At 62.2% G+C, this 24,578-nt stretch carries 27 protein-coding genes; 10 read left to right on the top strand and 17 right to left on the bottom strand.

Annotated features, from left to right (window positions below; translation table 11 throughout):
- Positions 1-29: 29 nt before the first annotated feature.
- Entirely contained in the window at positions 30-2,369 is a 2,340-nt protein-coding gene (gene xdhB / locus J2X43_RS11975) for a xanthine dehydrogenase molybdopterin binding subunit (protein ID WP_310294205.1), read from the top strand.
- Positions 2,370-2,592: 223 nt separating this feature from the next.
- Positions 2,593-3,399 carry a xanthine dehydrogenase accessory protein XdhC gene (gene xdhC, locus J2X43_RS11970; RefSeq protein WP_310294203.1) on the top strand — a complete coding sequence of 269 codons (807 nt, stop codon included), beginning with the start codon at positions 2,593-2,595 and terminating at the stop codon, positions 3,397-3,399.
- Here the strand turns inward: xdhC and J2X43_RS11965 are convergent.
- Positions 3,378-3,581, bottom strand: coding sequence for a hypothetical protein (locus J2X43_RS11965; RefSeq protein WP_162702688.1), 204 nt, complete (start codon positions 3,579-3,581; stop codon positions 3,378-3,380). The genes xdhC and J2X43_RS11965 overlap by 22 nt on opposite strands.
- A 103-nt stretch (positions 3,582-3,684) precedes the next feature.
- Between J2X43_RS11965 and J2X43_RS11960 the strand changes: the two genes are divergently transcribed.
- Positions 3,685-4,590, top strand: a complete 906-nt coding sequence (locus J2X43_RS11960) for a LysR substrate-binding domain-containing protein (protein ID WP_310294201.1) — start codon at positions 3,685-3,687, stop codon at positions 4,588-4,590.
- Here the strand turns inward: J2X43_RS11960 and J2X43_RS11955 are convergent.
- The gene (locus J2X43_RS11955) at positions 4,584-4,916 is read right to left on the bottom strand and encodes a hypothetical protein (RefSeq protein ID WP_112537949.1); all 333 of its coding nucleotides are present in this window, start codon (positions 4,914-4,916) and stop codon (positions 4,584-4,586) included. The two genes, J2X43_RS11960 and J2X43_RS11955, sit on opposite strands and share 7 nt — an antisense overlap.
- A 174-nt stretch (positions 4,917-5,090) precedes the next feature.
- Here J2X43_RS11955 and J2X43_RS11950 point away from each other — a divergent pair, with 174 nt between their 5' ends.
- A complete protein-coding gene (locus J2X43_RS11950; RefSeq protein WP_310294199.1) occupies positions 5,091-5,570 on the top strand; it encodes a hypothetical protein in 480 nt (159 codons plus the stop codon).
- On the opposite strand, the gene J2X43_RS11945 is transcribed toward J2X43_RS11950, so the two are convergent.
- Complete coding sequence (locus J2X43_RS11945) at positions 5,540-6,250, bottom strand: Type 1 glutamine amidotransferase-like domain-containing protein (protein ID WP_310294197.1); 711 nt, start codon at positions 6,248-6,250, stop codon at positions 5,540-5,542. The genes J2X43_RS11950 and J2X43_RS11945 overlap by 31 nt on opposite strands.
- Positions 6,251-6,378: 128 nt before the next feature.
- Here J2X43_RS11945 and puuD point away from each other — a divergent pair, with 128 nt between their 5' ends.
- The 3 genes from puuD to J2X43_RS11930 are packed head-to-tail and all read left to right on the top strand — an operon-like array spanning position 6,379 to position 9,868.
- Positions 6,379-7,623: a urate hydroxylase PuuD gene (gene puuD, locus J2X43_RS11940; RefSeq protein WP_310294195.1), complete on the top strand. Its 1,245-nt coding sequence runs from the start codon at positions 6,379-6,381 to the stop codon at positions 7,621-7,623.
- Positions 7,620-8,927: a guanine deaminase gene (guaD, locus tag J2X43_RS11935; RefSeq protein ID WP_310294194.1), complete on the top strand. Its 1,308-nt coding sequence runs from the start codon at positions 7,620-7,622 to the stop codon at positions 8,925-8,927. The genes puuD and guaD overlap by 4 nt, the downstream gene beginning before the upstream one ends.
- 26 nt (positions 8,928-8,953) lie before the next feature.
- Entirely contained in the window at positions 8,954-9,868 is a 915-nt protein-coding gene (locus J2X43_RS11930; RefSeq protein ID WP_310294192.1) for an adenylate/guanylate cyclase domain-containing protein, read from the top strand.
- A 32-nt stretch (positions 9,869-9,900) separates the two neighbouring features.
- Here the strand turns inward: J2X43_RS11930 and J2X43_RS11925 are convergent, their stop codons facing one another.
- Positions 9,901-10,704 (bottom strand): SDR family oxidoreductase, encoded by an 804-nt coding sequence (locus J2X43_RS11925; RefSeq protein ID WP_310294191.1) that lies wholly within the window; start codon positions 10,702-10,704, stop codon positions 9,901-9,903.
- An 86-nt stretch (positions 10,705-10,790) separates the two neighbouring features.
- Here J2X43_RS11925 and J2X43_RS11920 point away from each other — a divergent pair, with 86 nt between their 5' ends.
- Together J2X43_RS11920 and J2X43_RS11915 are read left to right on the top strand one after the other, a co-directional pair.
- Positions 10,791-11,165 (top strand): helix-turn-helix domain-containing protein, encoded by a 375-nt coding sequence (locus J2X43_RS11920; protein ID WP_310294190.1) that lies wholly within the window; start codon positions 10,791-10,793, stop codon positions 11,163-11,165.
- A gap of 90 nt (positions 11,166-11,255) precedes the next feature.
- Positions 11,256-12,392 (top strand): alpha-hydroxy acid oxidase, encoded by a 1,137-nt coding sequence (locus tag J2X43_RS11915; RefSeq protein WP_310294897.1) that lies wholly within the window; start codon positions 11,256-11,258, stop codon positions 12,390-12,392.
- A gap of 1 nt (position 12,393) precedes the next feature.
- On the opposite strand, the gene J2X43_RS11910 is transcribed toward J2X43_RS11915, so the two are convergent.
- From J2X43_RS11910 to J2X43_RS11855, 12 genes are all read right to left on the bottom strand, one after another.
- The gene (locus tag J2X43_RS11910) at positions 12,394-13,131 is read right to left on the bottom strand and encodes a metallophosphoesterase family protein (protein ID WP_310294189.1); all 738 of its coding nucleotides are present in this window, start codon (positions 13,129-13,131) and stop codon (positions 12,394-12,396) included.
- A 3-nt stretch (positions 13,132-13,134) separates the two neighbouring features.
- Entirely contained in the window at positions 13,135-13,491 is a 357-nt protein-coding gene (gene uraH / locus J2X43_RS11905; protein ID WP_310294187.1) for a hydroxyisourate hydrolase, read from the bottom strand.
- Positions 13,488-13,988, bottom strand: coding sequence for an ureidoglycolate lyase (locus J2X43_RS11900; protein ID WP_310294185.1), 501 nt, complete (start codon positions 13,986-13,988; stop codon positions 13,488-13,490). The genes uraH and J2X43_RS11900 overlap by 4 nt, the downstream gene beginning before the upstream one ends.
- 2 nt (positions 13,989-13,990) lie before the next feature.
- Entirely contained in the window at positions 13,991-14,353 is a 363-nt protein-coding gene (locus J2X43_RS11895) for a HepT-like ribonuclease domain-containing protein (protein WP_310294182.1), read from the bottom strand.
- The gene (locus tag J2X43_RS11890; RefSeq protein WP_310294180.1) at positions 14,350-14,643 is read right to left on the bottom strand and encodes a nucleotidyltransferase family protein; all 294 of its coding nucleotides are present in this window, start codon (positions 14,641-14,643) and stop codon (positions 14,350-14,352) included. Before J2X43_RS11890 ends, J2X43_RS11895 begins: the two co-directional genes overlap by 4 nt.
- Positions 14,644-14,708: 65 nt before the next feature.
- A complete protein-coding gene (gene uraD / locus J2X43_RS11885; protein ID WP_310294179.1) occupies positions 14,709-15,206 on the bottom strand; it encodes a 2-oxo-4-hydroxy-4-carboxy-5-ureidoimidazoline decarboxylase in 498 nt (165 codons plus the stop codon).
- On the bottom strand, positions 15,206-16,129 hold the full coding sequence (gene puuE / locus J2X43_RS11880; protein ID WP_310294177.1) for an allantoinase PuuE: 924 nt from the start codon (positions 16,127-16,129) through the stop codon (positions 15,206-15,208). Before puuE ends, uraD begins: the two co-directional genes overlap by 1 nt.
- Positions 16,130-16,240: 111 nt before the next feature.
- Entirely contained in the window at positions 16,241-16,546 is a 306-nt protein-coding gene (locus tag J2X43_RS11875) for an AzlD domain-containing protein (protein WP_112537966.1), read from the bottom strand.
- Positions 16,543-17,277: an AzlC family ABC transporter permease gene (locus J2X43_RS11870; protein ID WP_310294173.1), complete on the bottom strand. Its 735-nt coding sequence runs from the start codon at positions 17,275-17,277 to the stop codon at positions 16,543-16,545. Before J2X43_RS11870 ends, J2X43_RS11875 begins: the two co-directional genes overlap by 4 nt.
- Before the next feature lie 36 nt (positions 17,278-17,313).
- Positions 17,314-18,171, bottom strand: coding sequence for an AraC family transcriptional regulator (locus J2X43_RS11865; protein WP_310294895.1), 858 nt, complete (start codon positions 18,169-18,171; stop codon positions 17,314-17,316).
- Positions 18,172-18,218: 47 nt separating this feature from the next.
- Complete coding sequence (locus tag J2X43_RS11860; protein WP_112390259.1) at positions 18,219-18,926, bottom strand: DUF1045 domain-containing protein; 708 nt, start codon at positions 18,924-18,926, stop codon at positions 18,219-18,221.
- 115 nt (positions 18,927-19,041) lie between these two features.
- Entirely contained in the window at positions 19,042-20,217 is a 1,176-nt protein-coding gene (locus J2X43_RS11855) for an FAD-binding oxidoreductase (RefSeq protein ID WP_310294171.1), read from the bottom strand.
- On the opposite strand from J2X43_RS11855, the gene mnmD reads away from it, so the two are divergent.
- Positions 20,216-20,935, top strand: coding sequence for a tRNA (5-methylaminomethyl-2-thiouridine)(34)-methyltransferase MnmD (gene mnmD, locus J2X43_RS11850; protein WP_310294169.1), 720 nt, complete (start codon positions 20,216-20,218; stop codon positions 20,933-20,935). The genes J2X43_RS11855 and mnmD overlap by 2 nt on opposite strands.
- Here mnmD and J2X43_RS11845 read toward each other — a convergent pair.
- Positions 20,930-24,310, bottom strand: a complete 3,381-nt coding sequence (locus J2X43_RS11845) for a response regulator (protein ID WP_310294167.1) — start codon at positions 24,308-24,310, stop codon at positions 20,930-20,932. The two genes, mnmD and J2X43_RS11845, sit on opposite strands and share 6 nt — an antisense overlap.
- Positions 24,311-24,578 lie beyond the last annotated feature (268 nt).

The following is a 24,578-nucleotide window of genomic DNA, read 5'->3' as shown; positions in this document are numbered from 1 at the left end:
CGCGCCCTCCCTCACGGCGGAGCATCCCCATGGATAAATCCACCTTCGAAAACCCCAAAGCGATGATCTCCGGCCCGATGCACGGCTCGCTGCGCCATGATTCAGCGCATAAGCACGTCACCGGAAGTGCCGATTATATCGACGATATTCCGGAACCCGCGGGCCTGCTGCATGGCGCCCTCGGCACCTCGGACCGTGCCCATGCCGATATCCTCAGCATGGATCTCTCGGACGTCCGCCGCCACCCCGGCGTCATCCTCGTCTTCACCGGCAAGGACGTGCCTGGTATCAACGACGTTTCCTCGAACGGCAGCCATGACGAGCCTCTGCTTGCTGAAACCAGAGTGGAATTCCACGGCCAGCCGATCTTCGCCGTCATCGCCGAAACCCGGGAAGCCGCCCGCGATGCCGCCCGCAAGGCGAAGATCGAATATCGCGACCTGCCGCATTGGAGCGACATCGACGGCGCGCTGGAAAACGGCAGCCCTCTCGTCATCACCCCGATGACGCTGAAGCGCGGTGAAGCCAAGAGCGAGATGGACAATGCCAAGCACCGGCTGCGCGGTCAGATGCGCATCGGCGGCCAGGAGCATTTCTATCTCGAGGGCCATATCGCCATGGCGATCCCCGGCGAGGATGACGAGGTCACCGTCTGGTCCTCAACGCAGCATCCGAGCGAGATCCAGCATATCGTCGGCTATGTGCTCGACATTCCATCCAATGCCGTGACGGTCAACGTGCGCCGCATGGGTGGCGGCTTCGGCGGCAAGGAAACCCAGGGCAACCAGTTTGCAGCCCTCGCCGCCATCGCCGCCAAGAAGCTGAAGCGCGCCGTCAAATTCCGCCCGGACCGCGACGAGGACATGACCGCAACAGGCAAGCGCCACGATTTCCTCGTCAATTACGAGCTCGGCTTCGACGACGAAGGCCGCATCCATGCGGTCGACGCCACCTATGCGGCGCGCTGTGGCTTCTCGTCCGATCTCTCCGGCCCGGTCACCGACCGCGCGCTGTTCCACGCCGATTCCAGCTATTTCTATCCGCATGTGCATCTGCAATCGAAACCGCTGAAGACCCACACCGTCTCCAACACCGCCTTCCGCGGCTTCGGCGGCCCGCAGGGCATGCTCGGCGCCGAGCGCTTCATCGAAGAAATTGCCTATGCCACCGGCAAGGATCCGCTGGAAGTTCGCAAGCTGAACTTCTATGGCCAGCCGGGCTCTGGCCGGACGACGACACCCTATCATCAGGAGGTCGAGGACAGCATCGTCCTGCGCATCGTCGAAGAACTCGAGGAAAGCGCCGATTATCAGGCCCGCCGCAACGCCATCATCGCCTTCAACCGCGACAGCCGCTACATCCGCAAGGGCATTGCGCTGACGCCGGTGAAATTCGGCATATCCTTCACCATGACCGCCTTCAACCAGGCCGGCGCCCTCGTCCATATCTATCAGGACGGCTCGATCCACCTGAACCATGGCGGCACAGAGATGGGCCAGGGCCTCTATACCAAGGTAGCGCAGGTTCTGGCCGACAGCTTCCAGGTCGATATCGACCGCGTGAAGATCACCGCGACGACGACGGGCAAGGTGCCGAACACCTCGGCAACGGCAGCCTCCTCAGGCTCGGACCTCAACGGCATGGCCGCCTATGACGCCGCCCGCCAGCTGAAGGAACGCCTCGTCGCCTTCGCGGCCGAAAAATGGAGCGTCGATCCGGCGGACGTCCTGTTCCTGCCGAACCGCGTGCGCGTCGGCGAAACGGAAATCCCCTTCCCGGATTTCATCAAGCAGGCCTATTTCGCCCGCGTCCAGCTTTCGGCGGCTGGCTTTTACAAGACCCCGAAAATCCACTGGGACCGCGCCGCCGGCCGCGGCACGCCCTTCTACTATTTCGCCTATGGCGCCGCCTGCACCGAGGTTACGATCGACACGCTGACCGGCGAATACCTCATCGACCGCACCGATATTCTCCACGATGTCGGCCGCTCCCTGAACCCGGCGATCGATATCGGCCAGGTCGAGGGCGCCTTCGTGCAGGGCATGGGCTGGCTGACGACCGAAGAGCTCTGGTGGGACGACAAGGGCCGCCTGCGCACTCACGCCCCCTCCACCTACAAGATCCCGCTCGCCTCCGACCGCCCGAAGGTGTTCAACGTCAAGCTGGCGGAATGGTCGGAAAACAAGGAAGCGACAATCGGCCGGTCCAAGGCCGTCGGCGAGCCGCCGTTCATGCTGGCGATCTCGGTGCTGGAGGCACTGTCGATGGCGGTGGCCAGCGTCGCGGATTACAGGGTCTGCCCGCGGCTCGATGCGCCTGCCACGCCTGAGCGTGTGCTAATGGCGGTCGAGCGGATGAAGATGGTGTGAGGGGCGGCGGGGTGGCGTTCGTGGCTTACCCCCCTCTGCCCTGCCGGGCATCTCCCCCTCAAGGGGGGAGATCAGCTAGGCGCTATGGCTTCCCTAAACAACTAGCGTCGAACGATTATTACGATGCGAGCGGGCGCCCCCAGCCAATCTCCCCCCTTGAGGGGGAGATGTCCGGCAGGACAGAGGGGGGTACCCCACCCACAAACCTCCCGGTCACAAAACAATGACCACCTTCAAGGACTTCCTCCTCACCCACCCCGCCACCATCCTGATCGAGATCACCGGCACCCAGGGCTCCACCCCGCGTGAAACCGGCACATTCATGCTCGTCTCCCCCACCGCCATCTGGGGCACGATCGGCGGCGGTCAGTTCGAATATCTGGCGATCGAAAACGCCCGCAGCCTGCTCCAAAACAGCGGCAAGGAAACCATGGACATCCCGCTCGGCCCGGAGATCGGCCAATGCTGTGGCGGGCGCACGCAGCTGCGCTTCCGCAGGGTGACCACCGATATCCTGGAGGAGCTGGAAACCAAGCGCGTCCACGAAGCCGAACACCGGCCGGCCGTCTATCTGTTTGGCGCCGGCCATGTCGGCCGGGCGCTGGCCGCAGCCCTCGCGCCGCTGCCGCTGGCAGTGACGGTCATCGAAACCCGCAAGGAAGAACTGACAAGCCTGCCCGCCGAAACCAAAACCCTGCTGACGCCGATGCCCGAGGCGCTGATCGCCGAGGTCCCGGCAGGCTCGGCGGTCGTCATCCTGACGCATGACCATGCCCTCGATTTCCTGATCGCCCGCGAGGCGCTGGCGCGAACCGACCTCGCCTACACAGGCATGATTGGCTCGGTCACCAAGCGCGCTACGTTTTCGAGCTGGCTGTCGCGCGAGGGCGGCGAAAGGCGCTGGCTCGAGCGTCTGACATTGCCGATCGGCGGCTCTGCCGTCCGCGACAAGCGCCCGGAAGTGATCGCCGCCATGACCGCCGCCGAGATTCTGACGGCGTTGGCTGTTTATGGCCAGCGCTCGAAATGATCGCGCGGTTCCCGGCCATCCAGGAACCCCAGATCGCGCCTGACCCGGTCGGGCATGGTGTCGGGGTCGAGCCGCGAGGAGTATACGAACGTGCGATAGACCCATGCCCGAAGACGCGAGACAAGCGCTTTTACCGGCAGCTCGTGGTGCAGTTCATTGCGTTCGATCGTTGAGTCTTTCATGACAGTCACCTTCATTCACTTGACGGTATGACTTGCAGTCTGCGCCCGAAAATGCTGAAATTCCAATCGAACAAACATGCGAACGCATAAAGAGAACTTATCCATGAAGCTCTCCAAGCAATTCCCGCTGAATGCGCTGCGCGTCTTCGAGGCCGTGGCGCGGCATGGCAGTTTCACCAAGGCGGGCGAAGAGCTCGGCATGACCCAGACGGCGGTGAGCTATCAGGTGAAATTGCTGGAAGAGAATATCGGCGAGCCGCTGTTCCTGCGCCGCCCGCGGCAGATCAGCCTGACCGAAACCGGGGAAAGGCTGGCGCCGCAGGTGACGGAAGCCTTCGAGACGCTGCAGCTCGCCATGGCCGAGGCGCGCGGCGAGACCGAAGTGACGCTACAGATCACCTGCCTGGCAACCTTCGCCTCACAATGGCTGGCCCGGAAGCTCGGCCTCTTCCAGCTCGCCCATCCCAATATAGCCGTGCGCATGAACACGTCGGACACGCTGGTCGATCTCGGCCGCGAGGCTTTCGATATCGGCATCCGCTCCGGCACCGGCGAGTGGCCGGGCCTGCGCGCCGAAAAGTTGATGGATGTCTATTTCACCCCGATGCTGAGCCCGGCGCTCGCCGAAACCATCGGCGGCATCCACGAACCCGCCGATCTCCTGAAGCTACGAATCTTCGATACAACCGACCCCTGGTGGCACCAGTGGCTGGAAGCGGCAGGCGTCCCGGCATCGAACCTCAAGCCGCGGGCGAACAGCTATTACGGCGCGCAGGCCTTCGAGGCGTCAGCCGCCGTGGCCGGCCAGGGCGTCGCCATCCTAACCCCCGATTTCTACCCGGACGAGCTCGCCAGCGGCAAACTGATCCGCCCCTTCGACCTGCAATGCACCGATGGCCGCGGCTATTGGCTGGCCTATCCCGAAAACCGCCGCAACGTCCCGAAAATCAAGGCCTTCCGCAACTGGATACTGACGGAGATGCACGGCACCGGGGCGCCGTCTCAATAGCCCATCTCGGGCGCGTAGAAGCAGCGCGGCGTATCCTCGTTGGGAAACAGGCAGAGGTGATAATCGCCATCGCCGGAATGCATCGCCTTGGTCAAGGGCAGCAGGAAAACATGATAGCGCGTCACCAGCCGGTGGTCGCCCGGCACCAGCGTCACCCGGTAGCCGTTGGGTGTCACCTTCACGCTTTTCGACGGGATCATCTGGCAATCCCCGGTCTCGCTGTCGCCGTTGCAGCAGAAGGGATCATAAGCCCATCCGGACGCCGCATCATGCGCCAGAGCGCCTGGCGCAAAGGCAATCAATACGCATGCCAGTAAGCTTCGCATGGGCACATCTCCAGATGAATGCCCCACCGGATATGCGCTCTCGCAGCAATGCGGCGGCCCTCAAATGAAGGTGTAACGAAGCCGTCACATTTCAAGACGCGCCCGCCATAACGAAACACAACCAAAAATTGCCACAATGGCGTAAGCTATAGTCCTCGTCAGGAGGAGATCTCGATGCGATATACCGCACTTCTTGCCGTGCCATTTGTTGTCTGGCCATATTCTAGCGCCGATGACGCCGTGCAAGTTGCGGCATCGCTCGCAAACATGCGCGTTAACCAGATAAAACCGGCTGCGGAACTTGCGGGCTTGCCATTCAAGCAGATGTGCCTGCTAACGCCGTATCAAACGCAACTCGGCGGAAAATCGGCGGACATTGAGAAGCTCAACGACCATCTTCGGCAGAGCGGCTATAGAAGCGATGAAGTTGATTGGGCGCTGATCCTTGATCACGGCGATTCAATCAAGCTGCTGACATTCAAGCGGTCGGCGGCGCAGGATATTCTCGGCGCCCAAGCCGCAGAGCCTCGCTTCGCCAGCGCCCTACCGCAGCACTTCATCCCCGTAGAGTGTGCAGACAGCGAAGCCGCCACCTTCACCAGGATCGAGCATGGCGGGCGCGGCTATATCGTTTTTGGCGCGGCCCGTGATTGAGGTGGCAGCATCAGTGCATCAAGCCTGTCTAGGCTAATGACATCAGCCGCGCCGCGAAAGATCATCAGCGGCTTGCCGAATATTTCCACCCCGTCCTTGTGGACGATCAGCCCTTCGCCATCCCGGCAGGCGACGATGCGGTTGGTGATCGTCTCGCTGTAGCGTAGCAGCGCCGGAAGGAAGCGTTCGTCCTCGTTCAGATGCGGAAAATACTCGAAGGGCACGAGGTCGAGTGCCTCGCCATCGGTGATGTCCTTTGGCTGCTGGCCCAGGAAAAAGGCATCGACGGCGATTGTCGGCGTCATCAGGATGGCTCCGGCGCTGGTGCCGATCAGGATGCCATCGTCGTGCGTCCAGGTCCGCAGCCGCTCGAGCACATTGGCTTTGCGCAAGCGGTGCAGGAAATGCCCGGTATGGCCGCCGGAGAGGTGGATCGCATTGCAGGAAAACAGCCGCTCGAGATCGTCAGGCACGATGTCGTCGAGATCGATGAACGGATCAAGCTTCAGCCCATATTCCGCATAGTAGGCCACCTTTTCGTTGAAGAAATGGCGGTCGGGATCCGGGCCGGAGGAGACATAACCGATGTGCTCGCCGCGCTGGCGCACGAGTTCCGCCAGCCGCCTGTCCATCGGCGCATTCTCGGCAATCACCTGGTCGCTGTAGAGCGCAAGGATCATCGGCCCTCTCCTTCAGAACTGCCCCGCAACTATCGGCGATCCGGCACGCGATGGGAAGCCAACTTCCCCCTTCCCTCGCGCATCAACATTCTGCAATGTGACGAGTCGGAGGAAGATAGGGGAACAGCATGTATGAATACGCCATAGCGTGGGAATGGTTCGCCTTTGCGGCGCGCTGGTTCCACGTCATCACCGCGATTGCCTGGATCGGCTCGTCCTTCTATTTCATCGCCCTCGACCTCGGCCTCGTGAAGCGGCCGCATCTACCGGTCGGCGCCTATGGCGAGGAATGGCAGGTCCATGGCGGCGGCTTCTATCACATCCAGAAATATCTGGTGGCGCCGGCGCAGATGCCGGAGCATCTGACCTGGTTCAAATACGAGAGCTATTTCACCTGGCTCTCCGGCTTCCTGATGCTCTGTATCGTCTATTACGGCGGTGCCGATCTCTTCCTCATCGACCGCCATGTGCTGGATATCAGTCCGATGACGGCGATCCTGATTTCGCTGGCCTCACTTGCCGGCGGCTGGCTGGTCTATGATCTGCTCTGCAAATCGCCGCTCGGCCGCAATACCTGGGGCCTGATGATCGTGCTCTATACCGTGCTGGTCTTCATGGCCTGGGGCTATACCCAGCTCTTCACCGGCCGCGCCGCCTTCCTGCATCTCGGTGCCTTCACCGCGACGATCATGTCGGCCAATGTCTTCATGATCATCATCCCCAACCAGAAGATTGTCGTCGCCGACCTGATCGCCGGGCGCACACCCGATCCGAAATACGGACAGATCGCCAAACAGCGCTCGCTGCACAACAACTACCTGACGCTGCCCGTCATCTTCTTCATGCTGTCGAACCACTATCCTCTGGCCTTCGGCACCGCCTTCAACTGGGTGATCGCCGCCCTCGTCTTCCTGATGGGCGTCACCATCCGCCACTGGTTCAACACCACCCATGCCCGCAAGGGCCGCCCGACATGGACGTGGATCGCCACCGTGATCCTGTTCATCCTGATCATGTGGCTGTCGACGGTGCCGAAGGTGCTCACCGGCGAGAAGGATGCCGATGCGGCGGCCGTCGCCCCTGCCTTCCAGCAGTTCGCCGGCGATCCGCATTTCCCCGCCGTCAAGCAGCTGATCGGCACGCGTTGTTCCATGTGCCATGCGGCCGAGCCCGTCTATGACGGCATCGTCCGGGCGCCGAAGAATGTCATGCTGGAAAACGACGCGGAAATTGCCGCCCACGCCCGGGAAATCTATATACAGGCGGGCCGCAGCCATGCGATGCCGCCCGGCAATGTCACAGAGATCACCGCCGACGAGCGCAAGCTGCTCGTCGCCTGGTTCGAAAGCGCAGTCGAAGGCAAACAGGAATGACAATGAAACTTCTGCGCGGGCGCCTGCTCTCGTTCAAGCGCGCCCCGCAAAGCCTGAGCGATCAGGAGAGCTACAGCTATGAGACCGATGGCGGCCTTCTGATCGAGGGCGGCAAGATCATCGCTGCGGGCAGCTATGCCGATGTGAAGGCAAAGGCGCCTGACGATGCCGAGGAAATCGATCACAGCCCGCATCTCATCATGCCCGGCTTCATCGACACCCATCTGCATTTCCCGCAGATGCAGGTGATCGCCTCCTACGCCGCCAACCTGTTGGAATGGCTGAATACCTATACCTTCCCGGAGGAATGCCGCTTCGTCGAAACCGCCCATGCGCAAAAGATCGCCACGCATTTCTATGACGAACTGATCCGCCACGGCACGACGACAGCCGTTGCGTATTGTTCCGTCCACAAGACCTCCGCCGACGCCTTCTTCGCCGAAGCCATGAAGCGCGGCATGTGCATGGTCGGCGGCAAGGTGATGATGGACCGCAACGCCCCGCAGGGCCTGCTCGATACGCCCGAAATGGGCTACGACGAGACCCGCGCCGTCATCGCCGAATGGCATGGCAAGGGGCGCAATCATGTCGCCATCACCCCGCGCTTCGCCATCACCTCGACGCCCGCTCAAATGGAAGCCGCAGCCGCGCTCGCCCGCGAATTCCCGGACCTGCATATCCAGACGCATCTTTCCGAGAACCACGACGAGATCAAATACACCTGCGAACTCTATCCCGAAGCGATCGACTACACGGATATCTACGCCCGTTACGGCCTGCTCGGAAAAAAGACGCTGTTCGGCCATTGCATCCACCTCTCGGATCGCGAAGCGGATGCGATGAGCGAAGCAGGCTCCATCGCCGTCCACTGCCCGACATCCAACCTGTTCCTCGGATCCGGCCTCTTCCCGCTGAAGGCCCTGTCGCGCCGCGAAAAGCCTGTCCGCATCGGTGTCGCCACCGATATCGGCGGCGGCTCCAGCTATTCGATGCTCAGGACGATGGACGAGGCCTACAAGATCCAGCAGCTGCTCGGCGAGCGCTTGAACCCGCTGGACAGCTATTACCATATGACATTGGGCAATGCCGAAGCCCTGTCGCTCTCCGATAGCATCGGCACCCTGGAAACGGGCACCGATGCCGACATCGTCGTCCTCAATGCCGCGGCAACGCCGGCCATGGCGCTGAAGATGGACGTGGTCAAAACGCTGGTGGAAGAACTCTTCCTGCTGCAGACGATGGGCGACGACCGCTCGATCGTCGAGACATATGTCGCTGGCAACGCAATGAAGGCAGCGCTTTGAGATAGAACCTGCAATCGGGGGGAAGCATGAGCGAGACGCAACGCAGGTTGACGACCATCTTCTCCGCCGATGTGCAGGATTATACGCGCCTGATGGGCCTTGACGAAGAAGGTACGCTGGCGACGCTGAAGCGCTACCGCGAGGCGATGTCCGGACTGATCGCCACCCATGGCGGCCGCGTCGTCAACACCTGGGGCGACGGCCTGATCGCCGAGTTCCCGAGCGTCGTCGAGGCCGTCCGGGCTGCCGTCGATGTGCAGACCGAGCTGGCAGGCTTCAACAGCGCCAAACCGGCGAGCGAACAGATGCTCTTCCGCATCGGCATCAATCTCGGCGACATCATCGTCGAGGGCGCCGATATCTACGGCGACGGCGTTAATATCGCCGCACGCCTGCAGGCCTCGGCACCGGCAGGCGGCATCGTCATCTCCAACACCGTCTATGACCAGGTTCGCAACAAGGTGCCTGTTGGTTTCGATTTCCTCGGCCCGCTCAGCGTCAAGAATGTCTCGGAAGCCATCCCGAGCTACGCCATCCGCATCGGCGAGAGTCATCAAGCGCAAGCTGTCGCGCAAGCCGCACCCTCTGGAGCACCGGCCGCCGCCGCCCGCCCGGATCAGCGGCCAACGGCTTCGCCATCACGCGCCCGCAAGCTCCTCGGCATCTTCGCCATCGCCGCGGCTTTTTTCGCCCTCATCAACGCGCTCACCTGGGAGGGAAACCTCTGGGCCGTCTGGCCGATCCTCGTGCTCGCTTTCGCCGCCGCCATGACCATCGCCCGCCTGCAAAACCGCGTCGACCAGCAGCTCGCCGGTCTCGCCATCATCGGCCTCGGCCTGATCGCCATCAACCTGCTCTCCTGGAGCGGCACATTCTGGGCCATTTGGCCGCTGATGGCTTTCGCCGCCGTCGGCGCGATCCGCTGGGTGATGCGCGGCTGAAAGGGGCGGCCAAGGCCGCCCCGCCAAGAGCTTCACACGGTCGGCACCGTTCCGCCATCGATGGTGAACTCGGCGCCGTGAATCGACGCCGCCCGATCGGACGCCAGGAAAGCGACGAGCTCCGCAACTTCCTCGGGATAGGCCGGGCGGCCGGCCGGAATACCGCCGAGCGCATCCATGATGCTCTGTTTCGCCGCGTCCGTATCGATGCCATTCGCTTCCGAAATGCGCGAGACCAGCGCATCTGACGCTTCCGTCAGGATCCAGCCCGGCGCCACCGACGTCACCCGCACGCCCTTGGGACCCAGCTCCTTGGAGAGCGCCTTGCTGTAATTGCTGAGCGCCGCCTTTGCCGCCGCATAGGCAATCGTCGCCTCGTGCAGCGGAAGTCGCCGCTGGATGGACGATATGTGGATCACCACACCCGTTCGCCGCTCGATCATCTGCGGCACGAGCAGCCTGTCGAGACGGACGGCGGGCATCAGGTTGAGAGCCAGTTCGCTTTGCCAATGCTCCTCGGTCAGCGCCGCAAAACCGCCGCCGGGTGCTGCCGATCCGCCGAGCGTATGAACGACAATGTCGATCCCGCCGAATCTTTCGAGCGCAGCCCGCGCCAGCACCTCCACGCCTTCCGGTGTCGAGAGATCGGAGGGCACGAAGAGCGTCGCAGGCGTACTCGCCTCCGGCGCCGAACGGGCACTGGTGATGGTCTCGGCGCCAGCCGCGGCAAACCGGCGAAGGATCGCCGCACCCGCGCCTTTCGTTCCGCCTGTCACAAGCACACGCTTGCCGGAGAACTCCGCGGGAATGATCGGAAATGTCTGAGCTATAGTCATGTCTGTCCTCTTGTGTTGGAGGACGGGGCGCCGCCGTCCAAAACAATCGCGTTGCATGGCCGGCAAGATGGCGTTAGGCTTTCGACATGACAAGTACGCACGAAAAAGTAGGGTACTTACCTGAAAGTAAGCCCGATGATGACCTGACGCCATCGACCGCCGCCGAGGGCGTCGAAAATGTTCTGCGCATGCTCGAAGGGCGCTGGAAGCTCGTCATCCTCTTCCATCTCTTCGGCGGCAATGTGCTGCGCTTCTCCGATCTGGAACGTGCGATCCCGGCGATCTCGCAGAAGATGCTGATCCAGCAGCTGCGTCAGATGGAAGCCGACGGCATCGTCAGTCGCACCGTCCACCATCAGGTGCCGCCGAAGGTGGAATACTGCCTCACCGATTGGGGCCAGTCGCTCTGCCCCGCGCTCGACGCGCTGTTGACATGGGCCGGCGCCAAGCCTGCCGGATAGTCCGGAAACCCTGCCCTAAGCATATGTTTCTGCTGGCAGCGGGACGTGAATATGCTACCTCTCGGAAGCTTTCCGGAGGATGCCGATATCATGTCAAAGCCGCTGACGATTGCCGATCTGAAGACCCTGGCCCGCCGCCGTGTCCCGAAGATGTTCTTCGACTATGCCGACTCCGGCGCCTGGACGGAGAGCACCTACCGCGCCAACGAGAGCGACTTCGCCAGGATCAAGCTTCGCCAGCGCGTGCTGGTCGACATGACCAATAGGTCGCTCGAAACCGAGATGATCGGCCAGAAGGTCTCGATGCCCGTCGCGCTGGCGCCAACGGGCATGACCGGCATGCAGCATGCCGACGGCGAGATGCTGGCAGCGCGCGCAGCGGAAGAATTCGGCGTGCCCTTCACGCTCTCCACCATGAGCATCTGCTCGATCGAGGATGTCGCCGCGGTCACCACGAAGCCCTTCTGGTTCCAGCTCTATGTGATGAAGGACAAGGATTTCGTCCTCGACCTGATCAACCGCGCCAAGGCGGCGAAATGCTCGGCTCTGGTGCTGACCGCCGACCTGCAGATCCTCGGCCAGCGCCACAAGGATCTGCGCAACGGCCTCTCCGCCCCGCCGAAATTCACGCCAAAGCACATCTGGCAGATGGCAACGCGCCCGCTCTGGTGCCTCGACATGCTGCAGACCAAGCGCCGCACCTTCGGCAACATCATCGGCCACGCCAAAAACGTCACCGACCTCTCCTCGATCTCCATCTGGACGCATGAGCAGTTCGATCCGCGCCTCTCCTGGGCCGATGTCGCCTGGATCAAGGAAAAATGGGGCGGCCCGCTGATCATCAAGGGCATCAACGACGTGGAAGACGCCAGGCTTGCCGCCGAAACCGGTGCCGACGCCATCATCGTCTCCAACCACGGCGGCCGCCAGCTCGACGGCGCCCCCTCCTCGATCAGCATGCTGCCTTCGATCGTCGATGCCGTCGGCGACAGGATAGAGATCCACCTCGACGGCGGCATCCGCTCCGGCCAGGACGTGCTGAAAGCCATCGCCCTCGGCGCCAAAGGCACCTATATCGGCCGCCCCTTCCTCTACGGCCTCGGCGCCATGGGCAAGGACGGCGTGACGCTGGCGCTCGAGATCCTCCGCAAGGAAATGGATTTCACTATGGCGCTCTGCGGCAAGCGAGACATCAAGGATGTGGATGCGTCGGTGATTGCCGCCTGATCTACAACCGCCCCGTCGCCAGTGCGGCCGCCCATTCGAGGCGGCCGTTTGCTTTTGCGAGCTCCGACATCACCATATGATCATAGCGGACGGCGCGGAAATTGGCGGTCCAGCCAAGCGCGGTCTTCTCCAGAATGGCGTAGCTTGCCAGCGGATGGCCGGCCTCGACCTTGTGGAAATAGGGCGCGTCATCGTCATAGCCCGGGGCGCCGACGCTGCCGGGATTGACGAGCAGCCGACCGCCGGAGAGAGCAATCATCCGCGGCAGATGGGTGTGGCCGCAGAGGATCAGCGGTTGGTCGATGCGCTCGGCAAGCGCCTCGATCTCCGCCTGCGCCTTCAGGAGAACATGTCCGTCGGGAGAAACCGTTTCTGTCCAGTAGAGATTATCGTCATCAGGGGTTGCATGGCAGAGGTAGACCTCGTCGCGATAGACGAGTTCCGAAGGCAGCGTCCGCAGCCAATCGAGATGGCGTGCGCTGAGATCGTGATAGGCGGCCTCATCCGATGTGAACATCTGCTCCGGCGCGAACTCGATGAGATAGCGGTCGTGATTGCCGCGTACGGTCGGCAGGTTGAGCGGCAAGAGCCGGTCGCCGGTCTTCCCCGCTTCGAGCGGGCCGCTGAAGCAGTCGCCGAGATTGACGATGTCGCTGATGCCAAGTGCCGCAATATCGGCGAGCACCGCCTCCAGCGCCAGGGCATTTCCGTGGATATCCGCGATCGCCGCAAACCGCATCTCTCAGCTGCCGCGATAGGTGGAATAGCCGTAGGGCGAGATCAGCAGCGGCACGTGGTAATGCGCTGTCGTATCGGCAATGCCGAAACGGATCGGCACGAGATCGAGAAAGGCCGGATGCGGCAGCGCCGTGCCTGAGGCACGAAGATAATCGCCGACGTGGAAAAGGAGCTCGTAGGTGCCTGCAGTGAAGCTGTCGCCAACAAGGATAGGCCCGCCATCGACGCGTCCGTCAGCGTTGGTCTCGACCGTCTTGAGAAGCTTGCGCAGATCGCCTTCGACCGAAAACAGATCGATGCGCAGGCCCTCGGCCGGCTTGCCGAGGGCGGTATCGAGGACGTGGGTGGTCAGTCCGGTCATAGGGCTGGCTCTCTGATGATGAAGGGGGTGTCGAAGAAGAATTCTTCCAGATTGTTTTCGGTCCCGTCGCGATCGACGACGATGAAGCTGCTCGGCTCGCCGAGCGACATCAGCGGATGATGCCAGACATTGCGGCGGTAGTTCACGCCCTGATCACCCCGTGCCAGAAACACCTGCGGCCGCCCCGGCCGGCCATCCTCACCCTCCGAGACGACGACGAGAAACGGCAAGTTCGAAACCGGCGAAAAACTCTGGCTGCCGAAAGGATGGCGCTCCATCATCCCGACCGCGTAGGGAAAGGCACGCGGCTGGCCGCGGAAGAGATTGATGATGACGCGTGCGCCCTCACCCGCCGCTTCGACAGACGCAAGCGCATGAAAACGTTCGGTCGTGCCGCCATTGATGTAGCGCATCGTAGAAGGATCGGCCTCGATCACATCGCCGAAGGGCGCGAAGGCGGCTTTGGTGAGGGGCTGGATGTCGAGGTAGTCTGGCATTGTCATTCGCCTTGTGCCCGCCAATGGCGGATGAGATCCAACTTTTCGACGAGATCGGGCACATCGTCTTTCGCAGTGGCCCAGACCTTCTCAAGGTCGATGTCGAAATAGCCGTGCGCTATCCGGTTGCGCATACCACGCATCGCTTCCCACGGAAATTCTGGATGTTCAACAGCAAATTCGGGATCAAGTTTCAGCAATTGCGTGGCGACTTCAGATGCCATCAGCAGGCTCATGCCGACGGCGCGCTGAAGAACGATATCCGCCAGGAAATCTTCCTTGCTGACCTCTGCTATGATCGAATTTGCATCCGCTGCTGCCGAGCGCATCCGATTCAGAAGATAGACGATGCGACCCTCACTCATATGGGCTTGGCCTCGGAGATGACCCGTACCCGAATGGACTCGGGAAAGTCACCAGGTGTCAGCAAGTGGATCGGCGTGCCAACCATCATTTGCTCCAAGGCGTCCTGAAGCCCGCCGAGATCCAACAGCGTCGTCCCCGGCGGCGCATCGACCAAAATATCGAGATCGCTATCAGGCCGGTCCTCGCCGCGCGCCACCGAGCCGAAGACGCGCGGGTTCGCCGCGTTGAAACGCTTCGTTGCGTCGCGGATCGCCTGCCTGTTCTTCTCCAGCACCTCCGATGGCTTCATCGCACCCTCTCCTGCAACTGAGACTATAGGCGAGGCGGAACAATGAGGAAAGAATTCCGCATCATTCAACGCTCCGGAAGCATGGAGTTCAGACGCAGAAGCGCGATCTTCTCGACCTGACCGGCGGCCGTCGCAAATTCCTCCTCGCGGCTGTTACCGATCCGCTTCCCGAACGCTGAGAGGATATCGTCCTTGTTCAGGCCCTTGACGGCAATGATGAAGGGGAAGCCGAATTTTTCAGTGTAACGCGTGTTGAGCTCAGTGAAACGCTTGTGTTCCACCGCGCTCAGACGGTCGAGCCCGGCGCCCGCCTGTTCCTTCTTGCTGTCCTCGGTCAATTCACCCGCGATTGCCAGACGTCCGGCGAGATCGGGATGGGCGCGCAGCACGCCGAGACGCTCCTCTTCGCTCGCCGCCCGGAAGATCGCCACCATCGGCGTATGAACACGATCGGCCGTCAGCTCGCCGTGGATGAAGCCGTCGTCATAGGCGCGCTCGGCGATGAACGGCGAATGCTCGAAGACGCCGCCGAAGCGGCTGACGAATTCCTCTCGCGCGATCATCAGATTGTCTCCGGCTTGTGATGCTCGTGCCAGTGCCTGGCGATCTCGATGCGCTGCGGCACCCAGACCTTCTCGTGACCAAGCACATATTCCATGAAGCGCTTCAGCGCCGCGGCGCGGCCTGGACGGCCGACGAGGCGGCAATGCAGGCCAACCGACATCATCTTCGGGCTGCCCTCCTTGCCTTCCGCATAGAGCGTGTCGAAGGCGTCCTTCAGATAGGTGAAGAACTGATCGCCGGAATTGAAACCCTGCGGGGTGGCAAAGCGCATGTCGTTGGTCTCGAGTGTGTAGGGAATGATCAGAAACGGCTTGCCATCCGCGCCATTCACCCAGAACGGCAGATCATCGGCATAAGAGTCCGACGAATAAAGGAAACCGCCCTCTTCCTGGACGAGCCGCAGCGTGTTGTCCGAAGGCTTGCCCTGGTACATGCCGTAGGGCCGCTCGCCGGTCAGTTCGGTATGCAGGCGCACGGCTTCCAGGATGTGCTTGCGCTCCAGATCCTCCTGAAAATCCTTGTATTCCAGCCAGCGGTAGCCGTGGCTGGCAATCTCCCATCCCGCTTCCTTCATCGCATCGACGGCCTCCGGATTGCGGGCCATGGCCAGCGTCACGCCATAGACGGTTGCCTGCACCTTGAGTTCGGTGAACAGCCGCCACAGCCGCCAGAAACCGGCGCGCGAGCCATACTCATAAATCGATTCCATGTTGAGGTTGCGCTGCGCCGGCCAGGCAGCACCGCCGACGATTTCCGATAACAGGTTCTCCGAGGCCGGATCGCCATCGAGAATACAGCTCTCGCCGCCCTCCTCGTAATTGATGACGAATTGAACGGCGACATGCGCGCCGCCCGGCCATTTCGGATCAGGCGTGTTGCGGCCGTAGCCGATCAGATTGCGCGGATAGGTATCGGATGCCATGAAATCACCTTCTGGAAGACAGGCGAAACGGTAGCACCCGGGGAGCGAAAGTCGAGCCGGAAATGCGAAAGAGGCTTTCACGGAAATCGCGGAAGTCTCTCACGAAATCACTCAGCTAAGCCCGATCGCCCTGAGGACCGCGACGCAGACGACGCCCGATGCGACGGCCGCCAGCATTGGCAAACGAAGCGCTGCGAGCGCGGTGACGGCGCAGGCGATGGTCTCGGCAATCCCGGTCGCGAAGGCTGTCGGCGCGACGACGGCCATCAGCACCGCCGGTGGAATGGATTCGATTGCCTTGCGCCTGCTGCCGTCGAGCGACACATGGCGAATGAGGAAGAGACCGCTGACACGCGTCAGTATGGTTGCCGCCGCCATTGCCAGGATGGCAAGCAGCGTTGAGAAATCAAGCGTCATGGCGTCACCTCCACGCGGCGCTTGCCGCTGACCATCGCGGCGGCAAGCCCGGCCAATGCGCCGGCAGCGATGTACCAGACACCGGGGATGAAATGCTGTGTCATGACGGCCGCCGCACCGCTGGCGAGCAGGACCGCGCCGGTCTCCGGTCCCTTCCAGAAACCCATTACCAGCACGATGAAGACTGCTGGAAAGGCGAAATCGAGGCCGAGAGTGACGGGATTACCGAGGAAGGCGCCGAGTGTTGCCCCCGCGAGACTGGACAGCAGCCAGGTCAGATAAAATGGCGTGGCAAGCCCAGCAAACCAGGCCGGCGTCAGCCGCGCGATACCGGCCCGGAATTCGGCCATCGCCCAGATCTCGTCGGCGAGGAACAGCACCGAAAAATAACGGGCACGCGGCGGAAAGGCCTGCATCTTCGAGCCGATCGAAGCGCCCATCAGCACGTGGCGGATGTTGACGAGCAGCGCCGCGAAGCCCAGCCCCGCCCAGGAAGCCGGATGCGTCCAGATATCCATCGCCACGAATTGCGACCCGCCGGCAAAAACCAGCGCGCTCATCAGGCCGGTCTCAAGCGGCGACAGCCCCTTGGTGGCAGCGACTGCGCCGAAGACCAGGCCGATCGGGATGACGGCGGCGATCAGCGGTGCGATCGCCCGCATACCGCCGGAAAATTCCGCCCAGAATTCATTCTTTTTCACATTCAAAACTCCGTTTGCTGCGACGGTCATAGGACCGCGCGCGGACAGCGTCTTGAACGAAAGTGATTACCGAGCGCGGTACTGGCCGGGTGTCAGTCCGGTGCGGGCCTTGAAATGCCGGGTGAAATGCGCCTGGTCCGCAAAGCCGCATTCGAGCGCGATCTCCGCCGGCTGTTCGCCTGCCTGCAGCTTGCGCCGGGCAATCCTGACGCGGACATCTGTGAGGAAGGCATGCGGCGTGATGTGGAACTCTTTGCGGAAGGCGCGGATCAGATGCGCACGGCTGAGACCAGCGATAGCGGCGAGCTCTTCGAGACCGATATCGCTTTCATATTGCTCTACCAGATAGTCGCGCGCCCGGCGCACCGCCGACCGTTCGACGCTATCGACAGGAATGATGATCGAGCTGCCATGCTGGCGGAACATCGCGTCCAGCACCAGGAACATGCCCTGCCCGGTCTCCAGCGCCCCGGCACCCGTCTCCAGTGTCCGATGCGCCTCCAGAAAGGCATTGGCGAGCTTTGGATCATGGAGGATCTGCTTGCCGAAGGCCGGTGTGCCGTGGAAGGCCCGGCCGGTCACGTCCTCAAGAATTTCCCGGAACAGTGCCATGTCAGGATAGATCATCCGGTAGCGGTAACCGCCATCCGTCGGCGCACCGTCATGCGTCTCGCCGGGATTGATCAGGTAGAGATCGCCGGGACCGGAGGCCTCGCGCGCACCGCGGATCGTGGCGATCTGGCTGCCGCTCTCGATGGCGCCGATGCTGAACGTGTCATGCGCATGCGGCGCGAACTCATGGGTCAGGAAGGTGGCGCTCAGGCATTCCATGCCGTCGAAGCGCCGGTCGCGCCAGAAGCGGGTCGTCTCCGCCCCGGCGAGCGGCATGGCAACAGTCGCCTGTTCCTGGGAAATATTCTGCATCGCGCCGATATAGCAGTTTTCCACAGCCGCTTCTTGAACAAAAGTGATCAGGCGATCTTGCGGGCGCTGACCTTGCCCATCGGATGCAGCGAATGAACGCGGAACGGCCCGCCCATGCCTTCTTCCATCATCAGCGCGATATTGGAGATGGCGATCGGCTCCGCCAGCACCGGCTCGAAGATGCCGCGCAGCGCCTGTTCGATGCGCGGCATGTCGACAACATTGACCGGGCCGGTCACCGGCATGTGGAACCGGTATTCGTCCATCACATAGGGGTTGCCCCAGCGGTGTAGATTCGTGAACTGCGCCGCCGACAAGCCGTCGGGATCACTCCGCTCGATATCGGCTTCCGAAAGCGGCGCCCGGAAGCCATCGAAATGCTGAACGATCGACGATGCGAGATAGCGGACATTCTCGCATGGCAACGTCGGAACCAGGCTGTAATAGTTTCCGAGCCGCGCCACTTCGATGCGCGGCACGCTGAACGGCTGGAACGTGCCAGAAAAGCGCATCAATTCCCGCAATAGTTGCGCTTCAGATACCTCCGCGGAGAGGTGGAACGGCGCCTTCAGCACGCCATGAAAGCCATAGCGGCGCGGCACGGCCGTGTGGAAGGCAATTTCGTGAATGCCGAGACCGCGAACGGCCGGCGGCTCCAGCATCTCGCCCGAAAAAACGTTGCGGCCAAGCCAATTGGCCGCCACATGGCTGAGCGGATCGCTCGGCGAAGGCGTGAAGCAAATGGCATAGCGCATGCGATTTCCTCCATCTGAGAATGCGGCGCACGGCCGAATCCGGCGCCGTCGATGCGCAAGCAGATAGGTGATTTGCATGACAGAATAACGAAATATACTCTGGACGAATTCACGTTTAGCGTGAAGCGGCCGTGATATGGCTCGAAAGCGAGAAACTTTCCGGCAGGTCGATGGCGCGCCTTTCGCCTGCAATTGGACCAACAACAGCCTCGGCAAGCCGGTGTGCCAGGCCGAAGCTGACCTTGAAACCGCCCGTCAGCGCATGCAGATGCGGATGAAGCCGGTGCGGCCCCACCATCGGATCGCGATCGATCGCTTTCGGCCGCAGCCCCGCCCAACGCTCGATGACGGGCGCATCACGAAGGACCGGCGCCATCTCGCGCGCAGCGGTAATCAGCGGATCGAGTAGCGCATCTGTGGACAACGGTTCCGCAAAGCTGTTCTCGCTGGTGCTGCCGACCGCGACATGCCCGCCCTCATGCGCGACGATATAGAGCCCGTCGCGAAAGATCGTCGGCATTGCGGGGTCGATATCGGCCTTCAGCAGCGCCGCCTGCCCCTTCACCGGTTGCCCGAGCGGCTGCGGAAGATCAGGCGTGAAGCGCTGAAGGATTGGGAACGATCCGTGCCCGGCGGCAATGATGCAATCGCCGAAGCCGATGCTCCGGCCGCCGATAACGGCAATCCGCACTCCTGTGTCGAGGCTGTCGAGCGCCGCCGCCTCCAGAAGCCGAACATGCTTCGCCCGCATCAGGAACGCCCGGAGGACGGCGATCAGCGCGCGCGGCGCCACCCGGCCGGCCAGCGTATCGTGAACGAAGCCGCTCTCGCCTGCCGCCGGATCGATCCAGCCCTGAACAGGTGGTGCATCGCTGACATGCCAATGAAACGCCCGTCCCTTCTGACGCCAGTTGGTCTCGGCATCGGCGGAGTGACGGAGCGCAATGGTCTTCAGATGCGGCTTCGGCAGCGGTATAAGACGGCCGGAGCGCCGGTAGCCGGCCGAAAGCCCGGTTGCTGCCTCAAGCGCCGCGATCTCGCCCTCAAGGCTGACCAGGGCATCGAACTGGAACTGCTTCTTGGCATTCCACTTGTCCGGCATATGCGGCATCAGCGCGCCGAGCAGACCGCCGCTGGCACCCTGCCCGATCGTTCCTGCGTCGATCAGCAACGTATCGATGCCCAGCCGCTCGGCGTGAACCGCCGCCCACAGACCCATGATGCCGCCGCCGGCGATCAGGAGATCGGCGGATTGACCGGAGAGAAGAGCCGGACTATCGGCTTGTGGCATGACAGATATCGATCCCGATCAGATTGGCAGCAAAAGCCAGCCGCTCGAATGGCGAGACGGCGATATGCCCTATTCGCAGGCCTTTGGCGACCACTTTTATTGTCAGACCGACGGCCGCCTGGAATGCGGCCACGTCTTCCTCGCGGGCAACGGCCTGCCGGAACGCTGGGCTAAAAAGCAGAGTTTCCAGATCGGCGAACTCGGCTTCGGCACAGGCCTGAACTTCGCCGAGACCTGGCGCCAGTGGAAGCTGCATCGCGCGGACGGCCAGCACCTGCACTTCATGTCCTTCGAGCTTTATCCGATGCAGCGCGAGGAGATCCACCGCGCCCTGTCGCACTGGCCCGAGATCGATGCCGAACGCGATGGGCTGACGTCCGCCTGGCCGGATGCACCATCCGGTATCGTCAGCCTCGATCTCGATCCGGAGACTCGCCTCAGCGTCGTCTGCGGTCCCGCGTTAGACGGCGTGAAGGCCGCAGAGCCGCGCTTCGATGCCTGGTATCTCGATGGCTTCGCCCCGTCGCGTAATGGCGACATGTGGTCGGAAGAGCTGATGCGGCTGGTCTGCGAGAAGACGGTTCCGGGCGGCAGCTTCGCCACTTATGCGGCAGCGGGATTCGTCCGGCGCAATCTTGTCGCTGCAGGCTTTGCCGTCGAGCGCCGCAAGGGCTTTGCGGGAAAGCGCGAAATGCTCTGCGGCACCAGGGGCCTATAGGCCGGAGCGGCCCGGCACCGGCTCGGTCTTGCCGAGCCACAGCTGGATTTTCTCTTCCAGCAGTTCCGGGCTGATCGGCTTCGACATGTAGTCGTCCATTCCGGCATCGAGGCAAAGCTCGCGGTCGCTTTCCAGCGCATGTGCAGTCACGCCGATGATCGGCACGCGATGCCCCTGCCCGCGCTCGCGGGTCCGGATTGCCCTCGTTGCATCATGACCGTTCAGGACGGGCATCGACACATCCATCATGATGATGCGCGGCGAATGGGTTTCCCAGGCATTGACCGCTTCCTGGCCGTTGTTGACCACGAGGAAGCTGAGATTGGTGCCCTGCAGGATCTGCGTGAAGACGATCTGGTTGACCTCGTTATCCTCGGCGACCAGCACATCGACGAACTCGGCCTTGCGCCGAGGCTCCTCGCGCACGGGTTCCTCGAACTCCGGCTCCTTGAGTTGCGCTTCCGCCTGCAGCCGTGCGAGCTCGGTTTCCGAAGCCTGCTTGACGCGCTTGGCCCGCACGACCTCGACGATCGTGCCGCGCAGCAGATTGGCGCGCGCCGGCTTCATCAGATGCGCCTGGCCGTTCAGCGCCGCGAACTCCTTCTCGGAGCCCGAAATATCCATCGATGTCAGGAAGATGATCGGCAGATTCTCGAAGCGCGGATCGGCGCGCAGGCGGCGCGCCACTTCGGCGCCGTTCATGCGCGGCATGTGATAGTCGAGCACCAGTGCATCGACCGCGACGCCGACCTGATGCGCCGCCTCCAGAATGGCAATCCCCGTCGCCCCGCTTTCGGCCGCCACGCCGTCGAAGCCCCAGAGCGTCAGCTGTTCGCTGAGAATCGCGCGGTTCACCTCGTTGTCGTCGATGACGAGAATGCGGGCGCCGCGCACATTGACCGGCAGCGGCTTCGGATCGAGTTTCGCAGCAGCGACCGCGAATGGCAGATTGACGGTGAAGACCGAACCCTTGCCGGCTTCGCTCTCGGCATGGATATAGCCGCCGAAGAGATCGACGAGACCGGCGGTGATGGCCAGCCCGAGACCGGTTCCCTCATGGCGTCGTGTCGAGGAAGAATCGACCTGCGAGAATTTGTCGAACACCGATTGCAGCTTTTCGGCCGGAATGCCGATGCCGGTATCCTCGATCCGGAGCTCGACCATCACCTCACCATCCGATCCCTGCCGGAACCCGATATCGACGAAGACATGGCCCTTCTCGGTGAATTTCACGGCGTTGCCGACCAGATTGGTGACGACCTGCCGGAACCGCCCGGCATCGCCGATGACGGCAGCAGGCAGGTTGGGATCGGCGCGTACCAGAAGTTCCAGATCCTTCTCCGCAGCCTGCGACGACAACAGCGTTGCCACGTCCTCGACCGCCTCGACGAGATCGAACGACGCCTTGCGCAGCTTCATCTGGCCGGCATCGATCTTCGAGAAGTCGAGAATGTCGTTGATGATCGTCAACAGCGCATTGCCGGATTTGACGATGATATCGATGAAGGTCTTCTGCCGCGCATCGAGATCGGTCTTCGCCATCAGCTCGGCCATGCCGAGAACACCGTTCATCGGCGTGCGGATCTCGTGGCTCATATTGGCGAGGAATTCCGATTTGGCGCGGTCGGCGGCTTCGGCGCGCGACAAGAGCCGCTGCAGCTCGCCTTCTCGCTGCTTCATCTCGGTGACGTCGGTGAACAACGCGATCCAGTGGCCGCGTTCGCTGATCGTCGCCTCCATGTTCACCCAGCGCTCGCCGAGGATATGGAAGACGGTGATGATCGGCTCACGCGCGGCGATGGAACTGCGCCAGTAATGCAGCGTATCGGCGGCCGAACCGTCGAAATCTCCGCGCTCGGCGCAGAAATTGAAGAGATCGATCCAGCCACGCCCGGCAGCGAGATATTCGGCCGGAATCTGCAGCACCGGCGCCAGCGCCTCGTTGGAAAGCTGGATGATGCCATCCTGAACGATCGCCAGCCCCTGCGGCATCGCCCGCGTTGCATCGCGCATCAATTCGCCGAGCGTCTCGATCGCCGCCCGTGCGTCATGCACTTCCTGCTCGCGCTGGCGGATGGTGCTGATATCGGAATAGGTCAGCAGGATGCGGTCGTCGGAAATCCGCCGGCTGTCGAAGATGATCGACTTGCCGCCCGACCAGTTGAGCTCCACCGGCTCCGGATCGGCCTCGGCGGTGAAATGGTGGCGCCGCGATTCCAGCACTTCCTCCGGCGTCTGGCTGTAGCCATATCGCCCAAGTTCGTGATTGCGGCGGATCACATCGAGAAATGGCCGGCCGTCGAAACGGTCCTCGATCGGCAGATCGCTGATCGTATAGAACTCGTCGTTGACGTAGAGAATATCGAGCTTGTTATCGAGGATCAGCACGCCGACCGGCAGCGAGCGCAGGATGCTTTCAATATCCCGGTGCAGCACTTCTGCATGCTGCTGGGAATTGATGATCTCGGCTTCGCGCTCCTTGAGCGGCGAAATGTCGGAGAAGGAGCCGACGACGTAAAACTTGCCGTCAGGGGTCTGCACCCGGTTGACGCGCGACAGGATCGGGTAGGACTTGCCGTCGGTGCTCGGTACGCGGCCTTCGATCTCCGTCAACGAACCGTTCTTGAGCGCCAGCATATTCTCTTCGTAGATGCCGCGTCCGCTCTCTTCGCCGAACATCTCGAATTCGGTAAGGCCAAGCACCTTCGAGCGCTCGTGTCCGGTGAAGGTCTCGTAATACTGGTTGGCATAGACGAGCCGGTGGGCCTCGTCGCGCACGAAAGCGGCGACCGGCAGGTCCTCCATGATCGTGCGCAGAAGATCGAGTTCGGCAACGCTTTCGTGCCAGCCCTTTTCGCTGGGCGGCCGCGCATCGCCGCGATAGGCGGAATTGACGACGAGCGGGCGGCCATCGGCGGCAAAGACGCCGATCGGGTGATCGAGCGTTTCGAGGGCGGTACGCACCCGCTCGAAATCGGCCAGCAGCGCCTGATCCGGCCCGGTGGAAACAGCGCGGCGGGGCTGCGGCCGCTTCTCGAAGATGCCGAGCACATAGGCCCGGTCTTCCGACGGCATGAAGCTTTCGATCTGGACGCGCTCGTGGCCTTGCCCCGGCCGGTCGAAGCAGATGGCATTTTCCTCGGTACCGAAGACCAGCGCCCGGCGCTCCTTGTCCTCGCGCTCCTCTTCCTCGGGGCGATCATGCACCTCGCGGCTGCGGCGGCCGATGAAATTGGAGATCTCCATGCCGAAGAAGCGCGCATAGGCTTCGTTGACGGCAACGTAGCGAAGCTCGCTATTCTTGACATAAGCAGGGGTATCCAGATCCGCGATCCGGCTGCATGCCAGTTCCAGAAGGTTACCTGCCGATGTCAAAAAGCGTCCACTCCCGCTGTGAATGAAATATTCACGACTGCAACCATAATGCCAAGCCGCTTAACAAGCTTTTAACCATAAAATCTTAGCGCGCGAGCACCGGGCGCCAAAAGCGATGTTAAAGTTGAATCAGAAGACCAGCCGGACGTCTCATCTATTTGCCATTGCTTATTCTTTTCCGGCTGCTTGGTTGCCCCGGCGCCCTTGAGATCATGGAGAAAATTTAATCCCGCAGGCGCTTGCGCGACCATCAACGTGCCGCGATCGG

The organism is Rhizobium sp. BE258 (genome assembly GCF_031457345.1).
GTDB lineage: Bacteria > Pseudomonadota > Alphaproteobacteria > Rhizobiales > Rhizobiaceae > Rhizobium.
This window is presented reverse-complemented; position numbering and strand designations above follow the sequence as displayed.